The following is a 23,574-nucleotide window of genomic DNA, read 5'->3' on the forward strand; positions in this document are numbered from 1 at the left end:
GAGATTAAAAAATTTCAAACAATGGAAAGTGAAATATGAAAAAGATCTTGTTTTTACTTTGTTTTATATGTAGTTTTATGTTTGCAAGTGCTGCTGAGTTGGATTTGGCTTTTAGTGGTTTAGGCATTAGTATATTGATTATTTTTATTTTAGGGTATTATTTTATAGCAACTGAAGAAAAGTATCATTTAAATAAAACAAAACCTGCTTTGTTTATAGGAACGCTTTCTTTTGTAATCATTGGTATTTATATGGTGACTAATGATCTTGATACGCAAATTTTAGAAGAAAGTGTTAATCATTTGATTTTGGAAATAGCTCAGATTGTATTTTTTTTAATAGCAGCTATGACTTTTATAGAAGCTTTGATAGAAAGATCAGTTTTTGAAACTTTAAAATATAAGCTCGTAAGCAGAGGTTATACATATAGAAAATTATTTTGGCTAACAGGAATTTTAGCTTTTTTTATTTCTCCAATCGCGGATAATCTAACCACAGCTTTAATTTTATCAACCGTGCTTTTAACCATAGACAAAGACAAAAAAGAATTTTTAATACCAGGAGCTATTAATATAGTAGTAGCTGCTAATGCAGGGGGTGCTTGGTCTCCTTTTGGAGATATCACAACCTTAATGGTTTGGACAGCAAAAAAAGCTACTTTTTTTGAATTTTTTGCTCTATTTCCAGCATCTTTTATTGGTTGGTTGATTACGGCTTATTTGTTATCGCGTTATGTTCCAAATATTACCCCAAATTTTTCTAAAGAAAATTTACAAGAGGTTAAGATCAAAGAAGGTGGAAAAGTTTTTATAATCTTAGGTTTTATGACTATAGCTTTAGCTGTGTTCATACATAGTATTTGCGAATTACCTGCTATGTGGGGTATGATTTTTGGGCTTTCTTTGCTAAGCTTGTATATTTATTTTTTCAATAGAAAAAAAGGCAATAAAGACTTAAATGTGTTTTATTATATGACGCGTATAGAGATGGATACTTTATTGTTTTTCTTTGGTATATTATCAGCTGTTGGTGCTTTGCATTTTGTAGGATGGCTTATATATGCTTCACATTTATATACAAGCTTTGGAGCAACTAGTGTAAATATTGGCGTTGGAATTTTATCTGCAATTGTAGATAATGTGCCTGTTATGAGTGCTGTTTTAAAAGCAAACCCAAGTATGGATCATGCCCAATGGCTCTTAGTTACACTTACTGCTGGTATAGGTGGTTCTTTGATTAGTTTTGGATCAGCTGCTGGAGTGGGCGTGATGGGAAAAATGAAAGGAATTTATACTTTTAATGCTCATTTAAAATACGCATGGACTATTTTAATAGGTTATATAATTTCTATCATTATATGGTATATACAATTTCAAATGTTAAATTTATAAAGGAGAATAATGAAAAAAGCAGATATTTTAGTTTTAGATTTTGGTTCACAATACACACAATTAATAGCAAGAAGACTTAGAGAACAAGGAGTCTATGCTGAAATTTTACCTTTTAATGTTAGTTTAGAAGAAATCAAACAAAAACAACCAAAAGGATTGATACTTAGTGGCGGACCAGCTAGTGTGTATGCAAATGATGCTTATTTTTGCGATAAAGGTGTTTTTGAATTAAATTTACCAATTTTAGGAATTTGTTATGGAATGCAATTAATGGCTCATCATTTTGGTGCAAATGTAGCTCCAGCAGGTCATAAAGAATATGGAAAAGCAACCATAGATATACAAAATGATAGCGCTTTGTTTAAAAATTTACCTAAAAAACAAACAGTATGGATGAGTCATTCTGATAGGGTTGAAAATTTACCACAAGGTTTTGAAGCTATTGCTATAAGTGAAAATAGTCCATTTTGTGTATTTGGTGATGAAAAGCGTAAATTTTATGCTTTACAATTTCATCCTGAAGTTCAGCATAGTGAATTTGGAAAAAATATATTAAAAAATTTTGCCAAGTATGCTTGTAATTGCGATAGTGTGTGGAATATGGGCTCATTTGCCAAAACTCAAGCACAAAAAATTCAAGAAGAAGTTGGCAAAGACAAGGTATTGTGTGCTGTAAGTGGTGGGGTTGATAGTAGTGTTGTAGCTGCTTTATTAGCTAGCGCTATAAAAGATCAAGTAGTGGTTGTTTTTGTAGATAATGGTCTTTTAAGAAGTGGCGAAAAAGAGCAAGTTGAGTATATGTTTAAGCATACTTTGGGTATTAATTTAATTAGTATTGATGCAAAAGAAATATTTTTAAGTCGTTTAAAAGGTATTGTTGATCCTGAGCAAAAAAGAAAGATTATAGGAAATACTTTTATTGAAATTTTTGAAGAAGAGGCAAAAAAACATCAAGATGTAAAATATCTTGCGCAAGGAACCTTATATACAGATATCATTGAAAGTTCTGTAGTGGGTGCTAGTAAGACTATAAAATCCCATCATAATGTAGGTGGTTTGCCTGAAAAAATGAATTTAAAACTTATAGAGCCATTAAAAGAAATTTTTAAAGATGAGGTAAGAGCTTTAGGGATAGAGCTTGGTTTAAATAAAGATGTTGTTTATCGCCATCCATTTCCAGGGCCAGGACTTGCTATACGCATAATGGGTGAGGTGAATGAGCCTAGTTTAAAGCTTTTAAGAAAAGCTGATGTGATTTTAATAGAAGAGTTAAAAAGTAGTGGTTGGTATGATAAAACTTGGCAAGCATTTTGTGTGTTGTTAAATGTTCAAAGTGTTGGTGTAATGGGGGATAATAGAACCTATGACAATGCAGTTTGTGTGCGAGTGGTAAATGCAAGCGATGGTATGACAGCAACTTTTTCACATTTACCTTATGAGTTATTAGAAAATATTTCTCGTCGTATTATTAATGAGGTTGATGGGATTAACCGTGTTGTGTATGATATTTCAAGCAAACCACCAGCAACTATAGAATGGGAATAATTATTTAGTGCAAAAATAAACAAAAGCAGGTGGAAGATTTTGCCAAACAATAGGTGAAATTTTCACTTTGCTAAAGGTATTAAAAAGTTTTTTCTTAAATTTTCTACCTTTTAGAGTGGGTAAAATATAGGCAAAAGTTGCAAAGCTTCCTTGATCTTCTAAAGCATTGTGAATGGATTTTAATAATAAGTCTTGATCTTTTAATTTTAATGATGCCCAAGGAATTCCAGAGATGATTAAATCAGCATTTTTGATAGATCTTTTTTCTAACATTGTTAAAAGATTTTGAGCAGAACTTATTTCTATATCTATATTTTTTATTTTCTTTTGTAATTTTTGTGCCATTTGCGGATTAATCTCAACAGCAAAGAAATTGGCATTTGGATTTTTTTGATTTAAAATATATTTTGTAAAACTTCCTGTTCCTGGGCCTATTTCTACTATATTTTTTGCATTTTTGACATGAGAGGTGATTAATTTGCTTAGTTTTTTAGAGCTTGCGCATAGTGCACCAGTTTGTTTTGGGTGTTTTAAATATTGATATAAAAACATAGATTATATACCTAAATATTAATTTATCGAATTTTAAAATACTATTGTAAATTTATAAAAACAAAGATAAAATAACATTTTATTTCTAACTTAGAAGGCTTTATATGCATGGCAAGATAATGGTTTATGTAGATGGTACTGGAAGAGGAACGGTAATTAATCTTGCAAAGACTTTTTTTGAATTTAATAAACACGCATGGCACGATAAAAGAAGTATGCCAGCTGTGGGTATGTTTGTTGAGTTTAGATCAGATGGAAAGCATATTACTGATTTGCGTCCTTCAAAATTTCAAGAATTTGGCGAGAATGATTTTATAAAAGAAAGAGATTTTTGGAAAACTGATAGTGATGATGAGTTAGAAGATTTAAGACTAGCTAAGCGCGATGCTTATGTACAAGATCTTTATAGACAAACAGATTATGATGAGCTTGATAAAATTCCTTTAAATATGACTATCCCTCAAGCTATTCAAAGATATTTTTATAATGAGACTTTATGTATTAATGCTGTAAAGGATATCAGCACAGATGAAGTGCCATATGTGATTGATTTTTTTGCGCTTAAAAGATTTTTATATAAGGCTTTAGATACTTTACTTTTTTCAGATAATACGATTAATCAAGCTGATTTTTCAGTGATGAAAAATATCATTGTTCATCTTGAAATGGCATATAAAGATATGAAAGATAAACAAAAAAATATCAACATGGAGCGTTTATATGATGAGGTTTTTTTATCTCATCAGTGCCATTACCAAGCTCTTTTAGCTTCACTTGATAATAGAAAAAATAGAAAATTAGCTTTAGAAAGACAAATGAGTACTTTGGCTAGTGAAATAAAATCAAAACAAGCAAGATTAGAAGCAGAAAGTGGTAAAAAACATCAAGAATTAGAAGAATTAATACACGCTAAAAAACAAAAACTTGTTGAAATTAAAAGCGAAATGGATTATTTTAGTGCAAGTGTTGAAAAATTAGAAGCTTTAAAAAAATCATTTTATGAAAAAAATTTCACTCTTTTTTCCAATAGTTTTAATATGGCAAGAGAAAAGCTTTTTGATAAAATCAAGCAAGGGTTAAATATCTGTGCTACAAAATTAGATTTAGAGATATGGATGAAATCTTTAAAATCAACTAGTATTAAAAATTCATATTTTAAAAATGCAACTGAAATTTCTTTTTGCACCTTATCTTTTGCAGAGTTGTATTTAAATAGGCTTAATAAAAATGCTCTAAATCCAAATGACCAACTACTTCTTTCGTATGTAAAAAAAGTTAAAAAAGAATGTGAAAAGAATTTTTTAATTGTTAGTTCTAATCCAGAAGTTTATGTCAATATGAAAATTCAAATTTTTGCGATGAATCCATATTATGTTGTTAAGCATGCACCAAAAAAAGTAAATTATCAAGGTTTGATGAAAAATACAGAATTTGATGTTGTTTATGTAGATGAAAAGACAATATGGGCACCAGTGGCTGATGTTATTTTAGAAGGAAAATATTTTCTAAAAAAAGATTCTAAAACTAAATTCAAAATCTTATAAAATAGCTTAATTAAGATTTATTGGTTATAATTTTATTGCCTGAATGGTTCGATTGTATTTAAAAGGATCCAACACATTAATCATTAGTTGTGATGTGTAATTTACCGTGTTCTGTGACTTCGTTTGAGTTTTTGAAAAAAAGCGAGAAGCTGCAGCCTTTAAAAATTACCTAACGACAAAATTTGACTTTTTAGGGTCACATATTTATACTATGGCCATTTGGGTTTTGTTATCTTAAGGAAAATAATGAAAATTTTGATTTTAGGGAATGGTGCTAGAGAATATTCTATCGCACTTGCTCTTCAAAAAACTAATAAAAATATAGAATTTTATTTTGCTCCAGGAAATGGTGCTACTGCACAAATTGGAACAAATCTTAATATGAAAGATTGTAAAGTTATCACAGCGTATGCAAAAGCTTCTGAGATTGATTTGTGTATTGTTGGAAGTGAAAATTTTTTAGCCGATGGGATTGTAGATTTATTTAGGGAAAATAATATGGCTATTTTCGGTCCTACTAAAGCAGCAGCAATGCTTGAAGCATCAAAATCATATATGAAAAGCTTCCTAAAAAAACATAAAATCAAAACAGCTAAATTTTTAAACACGACAGATTTTGAAAAAGCTAAAAAATTTATTTTAAATTTAACCCCTCCGATTGTGATTAAAGCTGATGGCTTGTGTGCTGGAAAAGGAGTCGTAATTGCTCAAAGTCATGATGAAGCATTAGAGGTTACCCATAAAATGTTAAGTGGTGAGAGTTTTGGTGATGCTGGTAAGATTGTCGTGATAGAAGAGTATTTAAATGGTTTTGAATTGAGTATTTTCGCACTTTGTGATGGAGATGATTTTATCTTGCTTCCGCCAGTGCAAGATCATAAAAAACTTTTAGATAATGATAAGGGGCCAAATACTGGTGGAATGGGTGCATATGCTCCAAGTTCTTTAGCTAGTAAATCTTTACTTGAGCAGGTAAAAAAAGATATTATAAAACCTACTTTAGAAGGTATGAAAGCACAAGGAAGTGAATTTAGTGGGGTTTTATTTATAGGTTTAATGATAGTAAATAACAAACCTTATGTTTTAGAATATAATGTTCGTTTTGGAGATCCAGAATGTGAAGTATTGATGCCTTTGATAGAAAATCCTTTAGAAATGTTTTTAGCATGTGCAAATAAAAATTTATCTAGTATCGATGTAAAAATTAAAGATGAATATGCAGTAGGTGTGGTTTGTGCTAGTAAAAATTATCCTTATAAGGATAGTCCTAAAGCTTTAATTGGTATTGGTGAAATTCCAAAAAATTCTCATTTATCTTATGCTGGAGTGAGTTTAGAAAATAATAAATTATATGCTAGTGGTGGTAGAGTGTTAGTGTGTGTTGGAACAGGAAAAAGCATTAAAGAAGCACAAGAAAATGCTTATAAATTATGTGATAATGTAAATTTTAAAGGCAAGCAATATAGAAAAGATATTGCCTTTCAGGTTCTTCAATGACAAATCAAGAATTATTTGACAAGTTAGAAAAAGAAGAAATTGTTTTAGCAAGTTTTAAAAAAAGAGCCTTAGCTTATGCTGTGGATATTTTTGTTGTTTGTGTTGTAGTAAGCATTATTTTGTTTGATAAAATATCTTTAGTACAAACTTATGAAGAAATTCATGCTATTTTATTGCGATTTGTTGGAGGAATTTTATTTTTGCAATTTTGCTATCATGCTCTTTTTGTTTATCTTTATGGTGCAACTTTGGGAAAAATGCTTTTGAAGATTATGGTGATAAATCAAGAGCTTTTGGATAAACCTAATTTAACACAAAGCATTTTAAGGTCTGGAGTAAGGCAAATTAGTGAAATTTATGGACTTGGTTTTGCATGGGCTTTAAGTAATGTAGTTTTAAAAACTTGGCATGATTATGCAGCAAAAACGGTGGTAATTGATCTTGCGTAAAATCTTTTTATCTTTTGCTTGTATTGTAAATTTATATGCTTCAAAGGTAGATATATATGCTTTAGATGTTGTAAAAAATCGTGATATTATTGAAGCTAAAAGCAATGTAGTAGTCGTTTCAGATCTTTATTTAATCACCGCTAATGAAGCAAAATTTAATGAAAAAACAAAAGATTTGGAACTTTTTGGTGATGTTAATATTTTAAGAGGTCAAAAAGAAAGGACTCATTCAAGCTATACTAAAATTAATTTACAAGATAATACAACCACTTTTAAAAATTTATTTTTTTCAAATAACGATTTAGAAGTTTGGCTACAATGCCATCAAGCTAAATTTGATGAAAAATTTTTTATCACCGAAAAATCTGTTGTTTCAAGTTGTAATGTTGAAAATCCTGATTGGGAAATTCGTTTTGAAGAGGGTAAATTAAATAAAGAAAGTAATTTCTTACATCTTTATAATGCAAGATTATATGTGAAAAACACACCTGTGGCATATTTGCCTTATTTTGGTTTTAGTGTAGATACTAAAAGAAAAAGTGGTTTGCTTATTCCACAAATTGTAGCAAAGCAAAGTGAAGGACTATATTATAATCAACCTATATATTATGTAATTGATGATAATGCTGATTTACAACTTGAGCCACAAATTAGAACAAAAAGAGGTTATGGGTTATATTCAACGCTTAGATTTGTAGATTCTTTAAATTCACAAGGTGAGATAAGTACTGGAATTTTTGCAGAAAAATCAAGTTATAGGGAAAAAGAAAAGTTAAAAAATAAAGAACATTATGGTTTTGAGATAAAATATTCAAGCGATGAATTATTTAAAAGTTTGTTAAATGGTTCTTATCAGGAAGGATTGTGGCTTGATGGTAAATATTTAAACGATGTTGATTATATGAATTTAAGCTCTAAAGCCAAAACAGAAGCTTCGCTTGTAACTTCAAGATTAAATTATTTTTTATCAGATGATGAAAATTATTATGGACTTTATGCAAAATACTATATAGATACTTCTAAAATTAGCAATAAAGATACTTTGCAAGAATATCCTTCATTACAATACCATCGATATTTAAATGGAATTTTTGATAATTATATACAATATAGCATTGATGCTTCTTTTCATAGATATTACCGACATACTGGAATTTATGCTAAGACTTTAAATTTTGATGTTCCACTTGTATATCATACGAGTTTTTTTGATGACTTTTTAAATTTTTCTTTTACCGAAAGAGTGTATGCAAATTTTGTAAATTATTCTAATACAAATGAAAAAAATCAAGAGCATTTGTTTAGAAATTCTCATAATTTTTCTTTATACACAGATCTTTCCAAGCCTTATGAGAATTTTTATCATACTATATATCTTGGTGTAAATTATTATTTACCTGGAGCAAAATCTGGTCAAATTACTGAAAATTTTATAGATATAAAAGATGAATCAGAGCAGATTAATTTTTCTATGTATCAGTATTTTTACAATGCCATTGGAAAGAAAAAACTTTTTCATAATTTTGCTATAAAATATGATTTAAAAGAGCAAAATTTTGGCGGTTTTGATAATGTCGTAGAATATTTTTATAATGATTATATCAGTTTTAGAAACGAAACTGAATATAATGGTATCCAAAATCGCTTTGATAAAATTTTTAGTGAAACATCATTAGATTATGATGAATGGAGAATAGGTTTAAGCCATGCTTATAGATTTTATGAAAATGAAAAATATAATTTTTTAGGCACTAAAGCTCAATATAACATCAATGCTAATTATCAAATTTTTGGCGGTATATGGTTTGATTTAAACAAAAATCCTGATAAATGGGAAGTTGGTTACACTTATCAAAGAAAATGTTGGAATTATTCTTTGATGTATCGCCAAGATATTTCGCCTAAACTTACTAGTGCAGGTATTAGCGCTAAAGATCAAAGTGGTGTATATTTTATGTTTAATTTTTATCCAATTGGCGGAGTTTCTTATGATTTTGCTTTGGAAGAAAGTGAGAAGGCATTATGATAATTTTTGAAGATGTAAAAGAAGCTGCTAATAGATTGTATGATCAATTACCAATTGCTAAATTAAAAGATTATATTATTATCACTCCTTCGCTTAAATCGATAGAATTTGTAAATGAATTAGCTTGTAAGTTAAATTTAGCTTATGATTTTTTATTTACAGAGCAAATTAAAGCTCCAAATAATGAAGAATGTCAAATAGCTATGATTAGTGAAACCAAAGAGCTAGTTTATAATGAAGCCTTAATCAAGGCTTTTGATATAAGTTTAGATTATATATATGGGGAAGCAAATAGAACATACGAAGAGAAAATTTTAAAAAATGTTTATCGCTATAGAAAAGGTAATCTTTTAAAAGATTTAAAAGGGAAAGATATTTTGGTTTTACATGAAGGCTGCGAGACAGGAATTACAGCTTTATCTTGTATAAAAAGTCTTTTAAAAGAAGAAGTAAATAGTATTATTTATGCAAGTGCTTTGATGCCAAGTGATGTTTATGATTATATTGGTATTTTTGTTGATGAGATATTTTGTGCTCAAAAAATAGATCATTTTGTTGATATAGAATTTTATTTTAAAAATAAAATAAAATTACAATCTCAAGAAATTTTAGAAATTTTAGAAGAAAGTGAGTATTATTTGCCGTTAAAAAGATAAATTTAAATCTAAACAAAAAGCGTTGTTTAGATTTAAATTTATAGGGCAAAATAAAAACAGGCTTTTTAAGTTTTAGCTTTAAAATTTAAAAAGCTTATTTGATTTTGCCTATAACAAATATCAAGGAAAAATCATGGAACATGTATTAAATATCAATAATCATATAGAAATTTTTGAAACGGATAAAGTTGCCAAGCAAGTAGCTGGAGCTGTTTTAATGAGAGAAAAAAATGCTGTTGTTTTAGCAACCGTTGCTAGAGAAGATAAAATGGTAGAAGAAGATTTTCTACCTCTTACTGTTCAATATATTGAAAAAGCATATGCTGCGGGTAAAATTCCAGGTGGGTATGTCAAAAGAGAAACCAAACCAAGTGATTATGAGACATTAAGTGCAAGGATAATTGATAGAAGTTTAAGACCATTATTTCCAAAAGGATATGCCTATCCAACGCAAATTGTGGTGATGGTTCTTTCTGCTGATAGTGAAGTAGATTTGCAGGTTATGAGTTTAAATGCAGCAAGTGTTGCGTTATATTTAAGTGACATTGCAATCAAAGCTCCAGTTTGTGGGGTAAGAATAGGTAAAATTAATGATGAATTTGTTTTAAATCCAAGCAATAGCGAGTTAAAATCTAGCACCTTAGATCTTTATGTAGCAGGTGTTAAAGATGAGCTTTTAATGATAGAGATGAGAGCTTTAGCTGGTAAAAAAGATGGTGTGCATTTTATGAATGAGCTTAGCGAAGATGAGACTTTAAGAGCGCTAAATTTTGCAAGTAATGCTATATTAAGAGGTTCTAATGCTTATGAAAAAGCTTTTGCTGCTTATAGAAAAAATTCAAATCTTGAGTATAAAGTTGAAAATGATAATGAAGAATTGATCAATTTTGTTAAAAATTCATATCTAACTAAACTCAAAATAGCCATTAATCAAATGGCAAAAAGCGAAAGAGCAAGTGAAATTTTTCAAATTGCTAAAGAAATTGAAAAAGAAAACATTGCTGTTGAAAAAGAATGGACTTTAGAAGATATCCAAAAAGCTTTACATGTGTGCAAAAGGGAAATTGTTAGAGCACAAATTATAAATGATGGTAAAAGAGCTGATGGTAGGGGTTTAAAAGATATTAGAAAGATTGATATTGAAACTAATATCTTACCAAGCGCACATGGATCTTGCTTATTTACTAGAGGGCAAACTCAAGCTTTGGTTGTAGCTACTTTGGGTGGGGATAATGATGCGCAAATGTCAGATATGCTTACAGAAAAAAATCCAATATGTGAAAAATTTATGGTTAATTATAATTTTCCAGGATTTTCAGTAGGCGAAGCAAGTCCTATAAAAGCTCCAGGTAGAAGAGAGCTAGGACATGGAAATTTGGCAAAAAGGGCTTTGCATCCTAGTGTGGATAATGATTATGCACATACTATTCGTTTGGTTTCAGAAATTTTAGAAAGTAATGGATCAAGCTCTATGGCTACAGTTTGTGGTGGTTCTTTGGCTTTAAAAGCTGCAGGCGTTCCTAGTGTAAAATTAGTAGCAGGTGTGGCTATGGGGCTTATTTTTGAAGAAGATAAATATGCTATATTAACTGATATTATGGGACTTGAAGATCATGATGGAGATATGGATTTTAAAGTTGCTGGAAGTTTAGAAGGTATCACTGCTTTGCAAATGGATATTAAGTTAGGTGGTATAGAGCAAAAGGTATTACAAGAAGCTTTATATCAAGCAAAAGAAGCAAGAGCTTATATTTTAAATTTAATGCAAGAAGCAAATTCTAAAATAATCATAAATGAAGCTATACTTCCAAAAATAGAAATTTTCAATATAGATTCAAATAAAATTCCAGACATTATAGGTCAAGGTGGAAAAACCATAAAAGAAATTATTGAAAAATTTGAAGTCAGCATTGATTTAGATAGGGATAAAGGTGAAGTAAAAATTTCTGGATCAAATAAAGAAATGATCGAGCAAAGCAAAGAATATATTTTAAATTTAATTCACTCAAAAAATACCAATAAAAAAAGGGATAAAAAAGAAATGCCTAAATTTGAAATCGGTGAAGAGTTTATAGGTGTGGTGCAAAAAGTAGTTGATTTTGGTGTTTTTGTAGGATTAAAAGATGGTGTAGATGGTTTATTGCACAATTCTAAGATCAAAGAAAAATTAGAGCTTGGTAATGAAGTAAAAGTGAAAGTTTTAGAGATTAAAAATGGCAAGGTCTCTTTAGATTTAGCTTAGTAAATTTAAGTTATAAAAGCTTTGTTTTTTGTCTATTTTCTTGACAAAAAACTTTTCTTTTGGCATAATTTCATTTTTTTTGCTGTCTCGTTAGCTCAGCCGGTAGAGCATCTCCCTTTTAAGGAGGGGGCCGTTGGTTCGAATCCAACACGGGACACCACTAATGTCTTTTTTGGTCGCTTAGCTCAGTTGGTAGAGCGCCACCCTTACAAGGTGGATGTCATAAGTTCGAGTCTTATAGTGACCACCATCCTTTTTTTTGGTTGCGGCGGTAGTTCAGCTGGTTAGAATATCGGCCTGTCACGCCGGAGGTCGCGGGTTCGAGCCCCGTCCGCCGCGCCATTGTCTCGTTAGCTCAGCCGGTAGAGCATCTCCCTTTTAAGGAGGGGGCCGTTGGTTCGAATCCAACACGGGACACCACTAATGTCTTTTTTGGTCGCTTAGCTCAGTTGGTAGAGCGCCACCCTTACAAGGTGGATGTCATAAGTTCGAGTCTTATAGTGACCACCATCCTTTTTTTGGTTGCGGCGGTAGTTCAGCTGGTTAGAATATCGGCCTGTCACGCCGGAGGTCGCGGGTTCGAGCCCCGTCCGCCGCGCCATTGTCTCGTTAGCTCAGCCGGTAGAGCATCTCCCTTTTAAGGAGGGGGCCGTTGGTTCGAATCCAACACGGGACACCACTGCTAAATGACCCTTTCGTCTAGCGGCTAAGGACATCACTCTCTCTGTGTGATAACAGAGGTTCAAATCCTCTAGGGGTCGCCATATAACTAGGAAACAATATTATTTAACTTTATACTCGGGTTTTATTTGGTATGTTTATACTACTATATCTGGGTTTATTTATTTTTTATAATATGTATTATATTAATAAATATTATTATATTATCAATTATAAATATAGAGTATAAAATACACAAGAGAATTTATATTTTACTCTATGGTATTAATCTGTGTGGCAATTTTGTTGATATATAGTTTAAAAATAAAAATTTTACAAGTAAAGTTGTATGTTTGAAAATGTATTTTATTTATTTTATTGCGAATCTATAAATGTTATAAAATAAACTTATTTAAAACACTAGATATAAAAATAAATATTTTAAAATTATCCAAATTAACAATAAAATTTTTGATATTGAAATAAAATTTAATGCAAAAGATATTGTCGATTGTTCATTTGATTTTTTGTATATTCTAAGATTATAAATTTATATAATAAAAAGTTTTAAAAGCCTTAATATGCTATATTAAATCCAAAAAATATAATTATATCTTTATTTAATTTAAAAAATGCTCTAAATTCATAGGCAGACTAGCCACGACTATAATCATGGAAGATGGTTTGTATATAGGACGAAAGGATAAATAATGAGCGGTAATAAAGATATTTACGAGATTTATACTTCTAATGGACTTATATTAGAAGTTGATAAAAATACAAATCAAATTATATTTGATAAAAGAAAAGATGGGCGTGAAGTAGGCAAATACACCCAAGAATATTCTAAAGCCCTTTTTTGAAGCACACAATATCAAACAAAACTCTCCCTACAAAGATTATCAACCTAGATATTTAGATCCTAATCTTTACACAGGGCAAAGTTCTACTTTACTTGAATTTAAAGATTGGCAAAGTATTTATTTAAAAGATCCTATTAAAGGAGCTATAGCTCCTTGGACTAAAGCAGAAAAAGCTTATTATAACTCACTAAAAACTAAAAAAGAAAGATATAAGTATTTAGTTATAAGAAGTGGTATAAGAAGTGTTGTTATAGATATACCTTATGAAGCTATAGGAGCTGTAGATGAAAAAGGAAATGTAGATCCTAAATATGAAAAATTATATAAAATAGTAGATGATAATAAACATAATCTAAGATCAAGTTTATTTCATAATGAATGGGGTATGGCAGCAGGAATATTAGGTGATTATAAATATCTAGCTAATGATATGTTTCAAAATGGTTTTAATGCAAGATTTATCCAAGCTACTATACTTTATATACAATTAAGTGGAGGAAGTAGTATATTAGATAAACCTAATTTATTAGGTGCTATTTATGGTTATGCAGATATTGCTGTAGGAAGTGGTTTAGTAGGAGTGCATAAAAATCCTTTAAGAGAACAAGAGATTAAAACCTTAGCTAAGACTTTAAAACCTGATGAATTTGGTATGCTTCCTTTTATAGATGAGATTATGGGAGTAGATTGGATTATTGATTTAACAGAATATGAATTTGCAGATGATGCTGATGGTAAAGCTATTAGATCTTTAGATAACGATGTTTTAAAAGGTAAATTAAAAGATTCAAGAGATATAGATTCTACTCCAGAGAGTAGGAAAGAGTTTAATCGCGAAATGTGGGCATATCGTAGAGGTTCTGTTGCATTTTACAATACAGATATTCCCAATGATTGGACTAAAGAAGAAGCAAAACTATATATGGATTCTCTTAGCTAGCAGCTCTCACTCCTCCTCAAGGTTATCCTAATACACCTTATTATTTTACTCCTGAAAATCTAGAATGGTATTATAAAAGACATAAGCTTGATAAACTCCTTGATCCAAGAATTCCTGCCATATATAGATATAATTTTCCGCAAGAACTTCGAGCTAAAATACTAGCTTATGCTAAAGAGCATAATATAAAAGAGTAAAAATAATGAATTTCATTAGCCACTACTATAATAATGGAAGATGGTTTATATGTAGGTTAATTAAAGAAAAAGGAAAAACAATGCAAAAAATACTTCAAATTGATTTAGAAAAAAGAAAAGCTTTAGAGAATTTAAAAAATTTAAGCTTATTGGGTTTTGGTGGAGTTATGTTATTTAATCTAAATAAAGATGATTTGATTAAAGATAATGATATTTTTTCTATGCATAATATTAATCATTTTTTACAACTTAGTTTAGATCAATTTTACATACCTAATGCTTTTTTAAATATTTTAGAATTTTTACATATTAAAAAACATATTGATATAAAAGAATCTTTTCATATCAATATCTTAATCAATAGTGATACACTTTATAAAAATCCTTTATTACAATATAATATTAATAGAAAAATTTCTAAAGATGATAATATCATTTATGCTTTAAAAAATACTTCTAGTATAAATCAAGCTTTTAAAAACTTAAAACAATTACAAGAAGTATTATTAAAAGAAAATATATTTTTAAATTTTATTGACTTAAATAGTAAAGAAAGCCTTTTAAGTTTTTATAATCAAATATTAAGTAATCATCATCTTAAAGATTATTTTTATATAAAAAATAATCAATTTTTTATTAAAGAAGATATAAAAAATAAAATTGTATTTAATAGTATAAATTCTTCTTCTATTGTAAGTAATTATCTTAGCTTATTAAATGATTTTAATACTTTAAGTAAAATAGAGCTTATAAATATATTAGAAAGTTTAAGTTTATACAATCTTTCAACTTTAATGCAAGATATACAAAAAAGATACTTAAAACTAGAATATAGCTTAAAAAGCTTTGATAAAGATAGTATCTTTTTATCTAATATGATTATGAATGTGAGATTGAAGTAAGTAAATGGTGGATTTAGCAGGACTCGAACCTGCGACCAACCGGTTATGAGCCGGTTGCTCTAACCAACTGAGCTATAAATCCGCCAGAAAGTTAAAAATGAAATCGTATTATATCTTTTTTTTCTTAATTTAAATTTAGAATTTTATTTTTACTGCTTTTTCAATGGCTAGATATCTAAAGGTAATTAAATTTTGCAAGATCCCAAAAAATATCATAAAGGTGGTAAAAGAACTTCCCCCGTGACTAAAAAATGGCATAGGAATCCCAACAACAGGCGCAAATCCAATAGTCATAGATATATTAACAGCAACATATAAAAATACAAATAATGCAATACAATTAGTAATCACTCTTGTAAAATAATCATCTTTAAGCTTGTAGTTTAAGCTAAGTAGGTGAAATATAAGCAAAATATAAAGAAGTATAATTACCACTGCACCTATAAAACCAAACCTTTCAACCGTATAAGCAAAGATAAAATCACTAGTTGAAATAGGCAAAAATTTAAAATGAGTTTGTGTAGCCTCATCAGCTTGTTTTCCGGTTAATCCGCCACTTCCTATGGCAATGATGGATTGTTTAACATGATAGCTTGGTTCTTCGGCTAAAAAATCATGAATTCTTTGTTTTTGATAAGGTTTTAAAAAGTCACTATAAATAATAGGGGAAGCCACAGCTATAGCTATAAAAATAGTAAGCCAAATTTTATAATTTACTCCTATGATAAAAAGCATTCCATAGCCTACTATCAGCAGTATCAAAGCAGTTCCAAGATCGGGTTCTCCTGCTATGAGTAAAAACGGAAGCAAGATATAAAAACTCAATTTTAAAAATTGTTTTAAACCATAACCATTTTGCGGTGGTGGATTTTGATAGATTATATAAGCTAGCATTAATATAAAAGAGGATTTAAAAATTTCAGAAGGTTGTATGGTAAAATCAGTAAAAGGCACATTAAGCCATCTTCTAGCCCCTAATTTTTCAACACCAAATATATCAACACTTAAAAGCAAAACTATATTAATCCAATAAATAACAGGTATAAGCCATGCTAATTTTCTAAGCGGGATAAAAAAGAAAAAAGCAAATCCAGCAAATCCGACTAAAGTATATACAAGTTGTTTTTCAGCTAAACGCACATCTGCTTCATATATCAAAAGAAAAGATATAGCAATAATAGGAAGAATAAGTATAGGCTGAACAAAATCAAAGTGAGTTAAAATTCTTCTATCAAGCTTTATCAAAATAATCCTTTGTGAAATGTTTTGTAATTATATGCTAAAATTGCAAATTTTATTCTAAGGAAATATCAAAGATGCTTAAATTTTCATCACTTTTTGAAGAAAGACTTGACATTTTATTATCCAAAGTGCTAAATCAAAGTCGCTCACAAATTTCAAAAATGATTAAAGATAATTTAGTAAGTATAAATAACAAAAAAATTGATAAAAACTCTTATAAAGTTAAATGTAAAGATGAAATTTATATCAATTTTCCTCAAATTAAAACAATACACCAACAATACATTCCTAAATTTGATATAGAAATTTTATATGAAGATGATGATGTGTTGATATTAAATAAAGGACCAAATATCGTAGTTCATGGCGCAAGTAGTGTGAAAGAAGCTACTTTGGTTGATTGGCTTTTATTAAGAGGATATGCGTTATCAAATTTAAATGGAGAGCATAGAGCAGGGCTTGTGCATAGATTAGATAAAGGCACAAGTGGTGCAATCATAATAGCTAAAAATAATCAAGCCCATCAATTTTTAGCTCAGCAGCTTTTAGACAAAAGCATGGGAAGAATTTATCTTGCTTTGTGTGATTTACCATTAAAAGAAGATAAAATGTGCAATGAAAAAGCTATCATTAGATGTCCTAATAATAGATTAAAAAAAATTACAACAAAAGATATTTTAAATTCTCACGCAAAAAGTGCAAAGACTGAATTTTTAAATTTATTAAATTCTAGCAAATGTGCTTTAATTGGAGCGAAGTTATATACAGGTAGAACCCATCAAATTAGAGTGCATTTGGCTGATTTTAATCGTTATATTTTAGGAGATGATTTATATGGATATAAAGGAAAAATAAAGTATAATAGAGTAATGCTTCATGCATATTTGATATATTTTATACATCCAAGAACAAAAGAGCTTTTGTTTGTAAATGCTCCGATGTTTGATGATTTTAAGCAGATATTGAAAGAAAATTTTACTCAAGGAGAGATTGATGAAAAAATTTCACTTAGTTATCTTAAGCGTAGCTTTGGCTTTTAGCGCTTGTAGCACCGTTAGTTCACCAAAAATAGCTCAAATTAACGAAGGTTTGCCAAAGATATCTAATATCAAAAGTATTTCAGATATTACCAGTATAGCCTTTGAATGGGAGCCTTTATATGATCAAAATATAGCAGGTTTTTATCTATATAGAGCAAGTTCAGTTGGTGCTCCAATGGAGCTTATAGCAAAAATAGATAATAAATTTCAAACCCATTATACAGATACTAATTTAGAGCCAAATACAAAATATTATTATTCCATGAAAACTTATAATGAACTTGGTCAAGTTTCACCAGATGGAATGAGTATAGAAGCTTATACAACTAGAGTAATTGATCCAGTTCCTTTTGCTCAAGCTATAGTGGGTTTGCCAAATCGTGTAAAGATAGTATGGAGACCACATCCTGATCTTAGGGTAAATTCATATATTGTTGAACGAGCCAATATGAAAGATATGAAATTTAAAGAACTTGCTAAGGTTAAAAATCGTCTAAGTGCCGAGTATATCGATGATTCTTTAAAATCAGATGAAAGCTTTCAATATAGAATCATAGCACTAACTTATGATGGTATAAAAAGTCCGCCAAGTAAAATAGTAGAATCTACCACAAAAGCTTTGCCTCCTATGGTTGCAAATTTAAAAGCTAGTAAAGATGCACCTAAAAAAATCATTTTAACTTGGGATAAAATTGATTATGCAGATTTTGCTTATTATAAAATTTATTCAGGTTCTAATACTTTATTGCCTTTAAGTGTTGTGGCAAAAACTGCTGAAAATACCTATGAAGATGTAATCAATGGTGTAAGCGAAAAAAGATATTATAAGGTAAGCATGGTAGATAAAGATGGTTTAGAAAGTCCATTGATGAGTGAACCTATTGAGGGCATTACTTTAGGTGCACCTTTAGCTCCAAATATAGTTTTGTGTGCTGTTGAGGATGATGGCATTAAAGTAGAATGGATAGATAATGATGATAGAGCGCGAGAATATATAGTAAAAAGAACAGGTGGTGGAAGTAGTGCAGTATTTAAGGAGATTAAATCTAAGCAATTAAAAGATATCACAGCTTTACCAGGAAAAGTTTATAGCTATGAGGTTATAGCAATTGATGCTAATGGTATAGAGTCAAAACCATCAAATAAATTTACAGCAGCTAAATAATGCCAAATTTTAAATGTAAAAGATTAAATGATATTCAACTCCCTTTTGAAAAAGATGGAGTTGAATTTTTATGGTCTGCTTATGGTGAAAATGTGCAATTAATCTTTACACGCATTGAGCAAGAAAAATTTTTTCTACAAATTAAACAAGATAAACAAAAAAAAGAGTGGCTAATTAAAGGTGAAAAACATACTAAGCCTTCTCAGATTGGGTATTTGCAAAAAGCTTTGATGGTATTTAAACAAAGTTTTACCCAAGATATTTTAAATGAAGCAATTGCCTTAAAACATACAAGGTTAGTGAAAAAAACTTCTTTAATTGCTAATTCTTTAAAAGAATTGCTTGAGCAAATTTACAATAAAGAAAAAATTTATATAGAAATAGGCTTTGGAAGTGGTAGGCATTTGCTTTATCAAGCTAAAAATAATCCTGATATTTTGGTAATTGGGGTTGAAATTTATACTCCAGCGCTTGAGCAAGTTGCAAAATTAGCTTTAAGTCAAAATATCACAAATATATTATTGATTCAAACTGATGCTAGATTATTATTAAGTGTTTTAAAGTCTAATTTAATAGATAAAATTTTTCTTCATTTTCCAGTTCCTTGGGATAAAAAGCCACACAGAAGAGTTGTAGGAGAAAATTTTGTCAATGAATGTGCTAGGGTTTTGAAAAAAGATGGAAAATTCGAGCTTAGAACAGATAGTTTTTTGTATTTTGATTTTACTTTAAATTCGTTTTTGCAATTGCCTTGTTTAAATGCTCTTGTTAAAAAGAATGAAAATTTAGAAATTTCAAGTAAATACGAAGATCGTTGGAAAAAACAAAATAAAGATATATATGATTTAATTATTAGTGGATTTGACGAAAGTAAAGAGCTAAGTTCTTTTGAAAAATTTGCCATAGAAGATATGAATTTTAATCAAGAAGAACTAATGCAAATTGAGCGCAAATTTAAAAATGAAGTATTTAAAGGGCAAGATTATTTTTTACATCTTGAAAATATTTATAAAACCAAAGATGGAAATATCATTAAAATCGCATTTGGAGCGTTTTATAAGCCTGAGCATATTTATATAAAATTAGATTTAAATGGAGTAGAATTTATATTTGGAAAACCATTTAAAACAAAAGAAAATTTAAGAGCCATGGAAAAATTAAGAGAAATTTTATGTTTTTATAAAAATTAAATATTTTGTTTATGAAAATTGTTTATTATTTGAAAAATTGATTTTTTAAGGAAAATATAGTGATGATAGAAGCTAAAAAGCTTTGTCTTGGTTATGATGAGCTTGTTATAGAAAATGCTAGTTTTTCGCTAAAAGATAATGATTTTGTTTTTATTACAGGTAAAAGCGGTAGTGGAAAATCAACCTTACTTAAGTCTTTTTATGGAGATTTAGAGCCAATTGGCGGGAGTTTAAAAGTGTGCGGTAGTGATTTGATAGATATTTCTAATGCACAGCTTTTGCAATTTAGACAAAAAATAGGGATTATTTTTCAAGATTATCGCTTGATTCAAGAATTTAGTGTAGAAAAAAATGTAATGCTACCTTTAATGATCAAAGGTTATAGTAAAAATATATGCAAAGAACAAGCTGCTAAACTTTTAAAACATGTAAATTTAACCTTTAAAGCAGATAAAAAACCAGCTCAACTTTCAGGAGGAGAACAACAACGAGTTGCTATGGCAAGAGCTTTAGCGCATAATCCAAAACTTCTTTTGTGTGATGAACCAACAGGAAACTTGGATGAATATTCTTCTGATATTATATGGACTTTGTTAAAATCAGCCAGAGAATTACTTGGAACTTGCGTAGTGGTGGTTACACATAGAATTCCTACAAATTTAAGACTTGATTATCGTCGCTTTAATATAGAAAATGGGAGGATGAATGAAATCGCTTAAAAATCATCTTTCTTTAATTTTTGCTTTAATGGTTATGATGTTTGCTTTTGAGTTTTTAATCATCACTAATAAAACTATAGAACATTATGAGAGCTTGTTAAATAAAGATTATAATATCATATTAGTTTCAAAGACATCTTTGGATCAAAAGTCCATACAAGGGCAAATTGAACATTTTAAATCTATAGAAATTTTAGACCCAAATTTAATGCTTGATAGGCTTAAAAATGATATTTCTTCAAAAAATTTAGAAGTTTTAAAATCAACTTTGCCTAAATTTTATACCTTAAAACTTAGTAAGTTACTATCTAATGATGAACTTGATTCTTTAAAAAATAAACTTTTACAAAATTCTAATATAGTCAAAGTAGAAACTTTTGCAAAAACTCATACAAAAATTTATAAATTACTTGTTTTGGTTAAATTTTTACTTTGGTTTTTCTTGTTTATTATTATTTTATTAAGCTTTGTGTTGTTGTTAAAACAAATGAAAATTTGGCTTTTTGAACATACTCAAAGAGTAGAGATTATGTGTTTATTTGGGGCTCCTTTTTGGTTTAGATCTTTTATGCTTTATAAGATAGTTTTGATTGATTGTTTTGTAGCATTTTTGCTTTTAGTTGTATTTTTTACTCAAGTGTATGATCTTGAGTCAATCAAGCTAGTTTTACAAGGAGTAGATATAAGTCTTCCTAAAATAAATATTTTTTCACACTTAGCTTTGATTTTTATAGCAATGCTTGCAGTGTGCTTTTTATGTGTTAATTTTGTGATGTTTAAGGTTAGAAAATGAAAAAATGCTTTTTGCTTTTTTGTATTTTTATTTCTTTAGGGTTTTCCAATGAGATTGCGCAAAAGCAAAAAGATATCAAAGAAAATGAAAGGATTGTCAAACAACTTTCAAAAAAACTTGAAGATTTAGCAAGTGAGATTTTAGATAATGAAAAAAATCTAAAAAAAATTGCATCAGAGATTAATACTTTGAGCAATAAAACTTCAAAATTAGAAAGTTCTGTAAAAATTCAAATTAAAGCTTTAGAGCAATTAAACAATCAAAACAAAGATTTATTAAAAAATAAAAATACCATTGAGAGTAAATTGATTGATTTAATAGCTAAAGATTTTGCTTATGATTTGGCTATTCCACAAAATTATATAGAAAGTGAAGATAGCATTATAGCTTTAGAAGTAGTGAGTAATTTAGATAAAATTTTTAATGAAGAATTTCGAAAAATTTCTAAAGATTATGAAGATGTGACTAAAAAAATAGAAGAAAAACAAAATCAAATTTCTACTATTAATACCAATTTAAAAGAGTATAAAAAACAAATTGACGAGCTTAAAAATTTAAGAAAAAAACAAGAAATGGAAATTGCAAAGCAAAAGACTGATAAAGAAATTTATACGCGAAAATTATCATCTTTGCAAGAACAACAACAAGAATTAAGAAAAACTTTAAGCCAATTAAAAATCATTAAAGAAAAAGAAGATGAGAAAAAAATAGCCCAAAAACAAGAAAAAAATAAACCTAAAGATACTTCTAAACAGCAAGCTGGCACGAGTTTTCAAACAAGTAGTGTTAAGCGTTATAGTGGTGAAAAAACCATTGCTCCTTTGGAATCATATAGTGTTAAGCAAAAATTTGGAAACTATGTTGATCCTATATACAATATAAAAATTTATAATGAAAATGTGGTATTAAAAAGCACTACTCCAGATGCAGCAGTGAAAAATGTTTTAGATGGTAAAGTAGTTTTTGCAAAATCTACACCGACTTTAAAAAAAGTTGTGATTGTAGAAAACAAAGATGGAATTCATACAATTTATGCGCATTTAGATAAAATTGCACCAGGAGTTAAAGTAGGAAGAAATATCAAAAAAGGGTATATCATTGGAAGGGTAGAGAGTGATTTAACTTTTGAAGTAACTCAAAAAAATTATCACATAAATCCTTTAGAGATGATTAGGTAAATTAGTTTTTTTTAATCCGATTTTTGATATAGTTTTGTGTTCAAAGGAGAGATTTTATGAGTCACAAGAAGAAAAGAGTTTTGGTTAAATTTTCTGGAGAAGCTTTGGCAGGTAAAAATGGATTTGGTATTGAAAATTCTATTTTAAAATATATAGCTTCTGAGATTAAAAGTTTAATAAATGAAGGTGTTGAAGTAGGTATAGTAATTGGTGGTGGAAATATTATTAGAGGAGTTTCTGCTGCAAGAGATGGACTTATAAAGCGAACTAGTGGAGATCATATGGGTATGCTTGCTACGGTGATTAATTCCATAGCTATGCAAGAAGCCTTAGAAAGTGCTGGTTTGGATGTAAGGGTGCAAAGTGCTATACAAATGGAAGCTTTTTGTGAAACATATATCATGAGAAGAGCTCATAGGCATTTAGAAAAAGGTCGCATAGTTATTTTTGCTTGTGGGACAGGAAATCCTTATTTTACAACCGATACAGCAGCGACTTTAAGAGCTGTTGAAATTCAAGCTGATGTGATTATTAAAGCTACTAAAGTAGATGGAATTTTTGATAAAGATCCAAATAAATTTAATGATGCTAAAATGTTAAATGAATTAAGCTATGAAAGAGCTTTGCATGATAATATAAAAGTTATGGATGATACTGCTATAGCTTTAGCAAAGGATAATGCTTTGCCTATTATAGTGTGTAATATGTTTAAAGAAGGAAATTTACTTAAAATTATTAGAGGCGATATGAGCTCATGCTCTATTGTTAAAAATTAATATAAAG

The 23,574-nt window shown here is 29.1% G+C and carries 18 protein-coding genes, 9 tRNA genes and 1 pseudogene; 25 read left to right on the plus strand and 3 right to left on the minus strand.

The genetic code is table 11. The features are described 5' to 3' along the window. Positions 1 to 35: 35 nt before the first annotated feature. Together nhaD and guaA are read left to right on the plus strand one after the other, a co-directional pair. A complete protein-coding gene (nhaD, locus tag CVOLT_RS02975) occupies positions 36 to 1,391 on the plus strand; it encodes a sodium:proton antiporter NhaD (protein ID WP_039665372.1) in 1,356 nt (451 codons plus the stop codon). A 9-nt stretch (positions 1,392 to 1,400) separates the two neighbouring features. Continuing rightward, positions 1,401 to 2,936: a glutamine-hydrolyzing GMP synthase gene (gene guaA, locus CVOLT_RS02980; protein ID WP_039665373.1), complete on the plus strand. Its 1,536-nt coding sequence runs from the start codon at positions 1,401 to 1,403 to the stop codon at positions 2,934 to 2,936. On the opposite strand, the gene CVOLT_RS02985 is transcribed toward guaA, so the two are convergent. Next, complete coding sequence (locus tag CVOLT_RS02985) at positions 2,937 to 3,488, minus strand: class I SAM-dependent methyltransferase (RefSeq protein ID WP_039665374.1); 552 nt, start codon at positions 3,486 to 3,488, stop codon at positions 2,937 to 2,939. It lies immediately after the preceding gene. A 104-nt stretch (positions 3,489 to 3,592) separates the two neighbouring features. Here CVOLT_RS02985 and CVOLT_RS02990 point away from each other — a divergent pair, with 104 nt between their 5' ends. The 16 genes and pseudogenes from CVOLT_RS02990 (at position 3,593) to CVOLT_RS03070 (ending at position 15,464) form a co-directional block, all read left to right on the plus strand. After that, positions 3,593 to 5,032: a hypothetical protein gene (locus CVOLT_RS02990; RefSeq protein WP_039665375.1), complete on the plus strand. Its 1,440-nt coding sequence runs from the start codon at positions 3,593 to 3,595 to the stop codon at positions 5,030 to 5,032. A gap of 246 nt (positions 5,033 to 5,278) precedes the next feature. Then, positions 5,279 to 6,529, plus strand: coding sequence for a phosphoribosylamine--glycine ligase (purD, locus tag CVOLT_RS02995; protein WP_039665376.1), 1,251 nt, complete (start codon positions 5,279 to 5,281; stop codon positions 6,527 to 6,529). Further along, on the plus strand, positions 6,526 to 6,978 hold the full coding sequence (locus tag CVOLT_RS03000) for an RDD family protein (RefSeq protein WP_039665377.1): 453 nt from the start codon (positions 6,526 to 6,528) through the stop codon (positions 6,976 to 6,978). The genes purD and CVOLT_RS03000 overlap by 4 nt, the downstream gene beginning before the upstream one ends. Next, positions 6,968 to 9,004, plus strand: coding sequence for an LPS-assembly protein LptD (locus CVOLT_RS03005; protein ID WP_052243208.1), 2,037 nt, complete (start codon positions 6,968 to 6,970; stop codon positions 9,002 to 9,004). The genes CVOLT_RS03000 and CVOLT_RS03005 overlap by 11 nt, the downstream gene beginning before the upstream one ends. Further along, entirely contained in the window at positions 9,001 to 9,660 is a 660-nt protein-coding gene (locus tag CVOLT_RS03010) for a phosphoribosyltransferase (protein ID WP_039665378.1), read from the plus strand. Before CVOLT_RS03005 ends, CVOLT_RS03010 begins: the two co-directional genes overlap by 4 nt. Before the next feature lie 133 nt (positions 9,661 to 9,793). Further along, positions 9,794 to 11,902: a polyribonucleotide nucleotidyltransferase gene (locus tag CVOLT_RS03015; protein WP_039665379.1), complete on the plus strand. Its 2,109-nt coding sequence runs from the start codon at positions 9,794 to 9,796 to the stop codon at positions 11,900 to 11,902. An 84-nt stretch (positions 11,903 to 11,986) separates the two neighbouring features. Then, positions 11,987 to 12,062 (plus strand) — tRNA-Lys (locus CVOLT_RS03020). 14 nt (positions 12,063 to 12,076) lie between these two features. Continuing rightward, positions 12,077 to 12,152 (plus strand) — tRNA-Val (locus tag CVOLT_RS03025). Between the two features lie 15 nt (positions 12,153 to 12,167). Then, a tRNA-Asp gene (locus CVOLT_RS03030) sits at positions 12,168 to 12,244 on the plus strand. Between the two features lie 2 nt (positions 12,245 to 12,246). Continuing rightward, a tRNA-Lys gene (locus CVOLT_RS03035) sits at positions 12,247 to 12,322 on the plus strand. A gap of 14 nt (positions 12,323 to 12,336) precedes the next feature. Beyond that, a tRNA-Val gene (locus CVOLT_RS03040) sits at positions 12,337 to 12,412 on the plus strand. A gap of 14 nt (positions 12,413 to 12,426) precedes the next feature. Next, positions 12,427 to 12,503: transfer RNA gene (locus tag CVOLT_RS03045), tRNA-Asp, on the plus strand. A gap of 2 nt (positions 12,504 to 12,505) precedes the next feature. Then, positions 12,506 to 12,581, plus strand: a tRNA-Lys gene (locus CVOLT_RS03050). Positions 12,582 to 12,590: 9 nt separating this feature from the next. After that, positions 12,591 to 12,666, plus strand: a tRNA-Glu gene (locus tag CVOLT_RS03055). A gap of 606 nt (positions 12,667 to 13,272) precedes the next feature. Continuing rightward, positions 13,273 to 14,562 (plus strand): annotated as a pseudogene (locus tag CVOLT_RS08035) (hypothetical protein). A gap of 80 nt (positions 14,563 to 14,642) precedes the next feature. Next, the gene (locus CVOLT_RS03070) at positions 14,643 to 15,464 is read left to right on the plus strand and encodes a hypothetical protein (protein WP_039665380.1); all 822 of its coding nucleotides are present in this window, start codon (positions 14,643 to 14,645) and stop codon (positions 15,462 to 15,464) included. 5 nt (positions 15,465 to 15,469) lie between these two features. Here CVOLT_RS03070 and CVOLT_RS03075 read toward each other — a convergent pair. Beyond that, positions 15,470 to 15,546 (minus strand) — tRNA-Ile (locus tag CVOLT_RS03075). 53 nt (positions 15,547 to 15,599) lie between these two features. After that, on the minus strand, positions 15,600 to 16,709 hold the full coding sequence (locus tag CVOLT_RS03080; protein WP_039665381.1) for an FtsW/RodA/SpoVE family cell cycle protein: 1,110 nt from the start codon (positions 16,707 to 16,709) through the stop codon (positions 15,600 to 15,602). A 71-nt stretch (positions 16,710 to 16,780) separates the two neighbouring features. On the opposite strand from CVOLT_RS03080, the gene CVOLT_RS03085 reads away from it, so the two are divergent. The 7 genes from CVOLT_RS03085 to pyrH all read left to right on the plus strand — a co-directional run bounded on the left by CVOLT_RS03085 (position 16,781) and on the right by pyrH (position 23,567). Next, on the plus strand, positions 16,781 to 17,746 hold the full coding sequence (locus tag CVOLT_RS03085) for an RluA family pseudouridine synthase (RefSeq protein ID WP_039665382.1): 966 nt from the start codon (positions 16,781 to 16,783) through the stop codon (positions 17,744 to 17,746). Next, a complete protein-coding gene (locus tag CVOLT_RS03090) occupies positions 17,700 to 18,911 on the plus strand; it encodes a fibronectin type III domain-containing protein (protein ID WP_039665383.1) in 1,212 nt (403 codons plus the stop codon). Before CVOLT_RS03085 ends, CVOLT_RS03090 begins: the two co-directional genes overlap by 47 nt. Next, a complete protein-coding gene (gene trmB, locus CVOLT_RS03095; protein WP_039665384.1) occupies positions 18,911 to 20,101 on the plus strand; it encodes a tRNA (guanosine(46)-N7)-methyltransferase TrmB in 1,191 nt (396 codons plus the stop codon). Before CVOLT_RS03090 ends, trmB begins: the two co-directional genes overlap by 1 nt. Before the next feature lie 62 nt (positions 20,102 to 20,163). Continuing rightward, entirely contained in the window at positions 20,164 to 20,820 is a 657-nt protein-coding gene (locus CVOLT_RS03100) for a cell division ATP-binding protein FtsE (protein ID WP_039666255.1), read from the plus strand. After that, positions 20,807 to 21,613, plus strand: coding sequence for an ABC transporter permease (locus tag CVOLT_RS03105; protein WP_039665385.1), 807 nt, complete (start codon positions 20,807 to 20,809; stop codon positions 21,611 to 21,613). Before CVOLT_RS03100 ends, CVOLT_RS03105 begins: the two co-directional genes overlap by 14 nt. Next, the gene (locus tag CVOLT_RS03110) at positions 21,610 to 22,791 is read left to right on the plus strand and encodes a murein hydrolase activator EnvC family protein (protein ID WP_039665386.1); all 1,182 of its coding nucleotides are present in this window, start codon (positions 21,610 to 21,612) and stop codon (positions 22,789 to 22,791) included. Before CVOLT_RS03105 ends, CVOLT_RS03110 begins: the two co-directional genes overlap by 4 nt. A gap of 56 nt (positions 22,792 to 22,847) precedes the next feature. Beyond that, positions 22,848 to 23,567 (plus strand): UMP kinase, encoded by a 720-nt coding sequence (gene pyrH / locus CVOLT_RS03115; protein WP_039665387.1) that lies wholly within the window; start codon positions 22,848 to 22,850, stop codon positions 23,565 to 23,567. Positions 23,568 to 23,574 lie beyond the last annotated feature (7 nt).

It is taken from the genome of Campylobacter volucris (assembly GCF_008245045.1).
GTDB classification, from domain to species: domain Bacteria; phylum Campylobacterota; class Campylobacteria; order Campylobacterales; family Campylobacteraceae; genus Campylobacter_D; species Campylobacter_D volucris.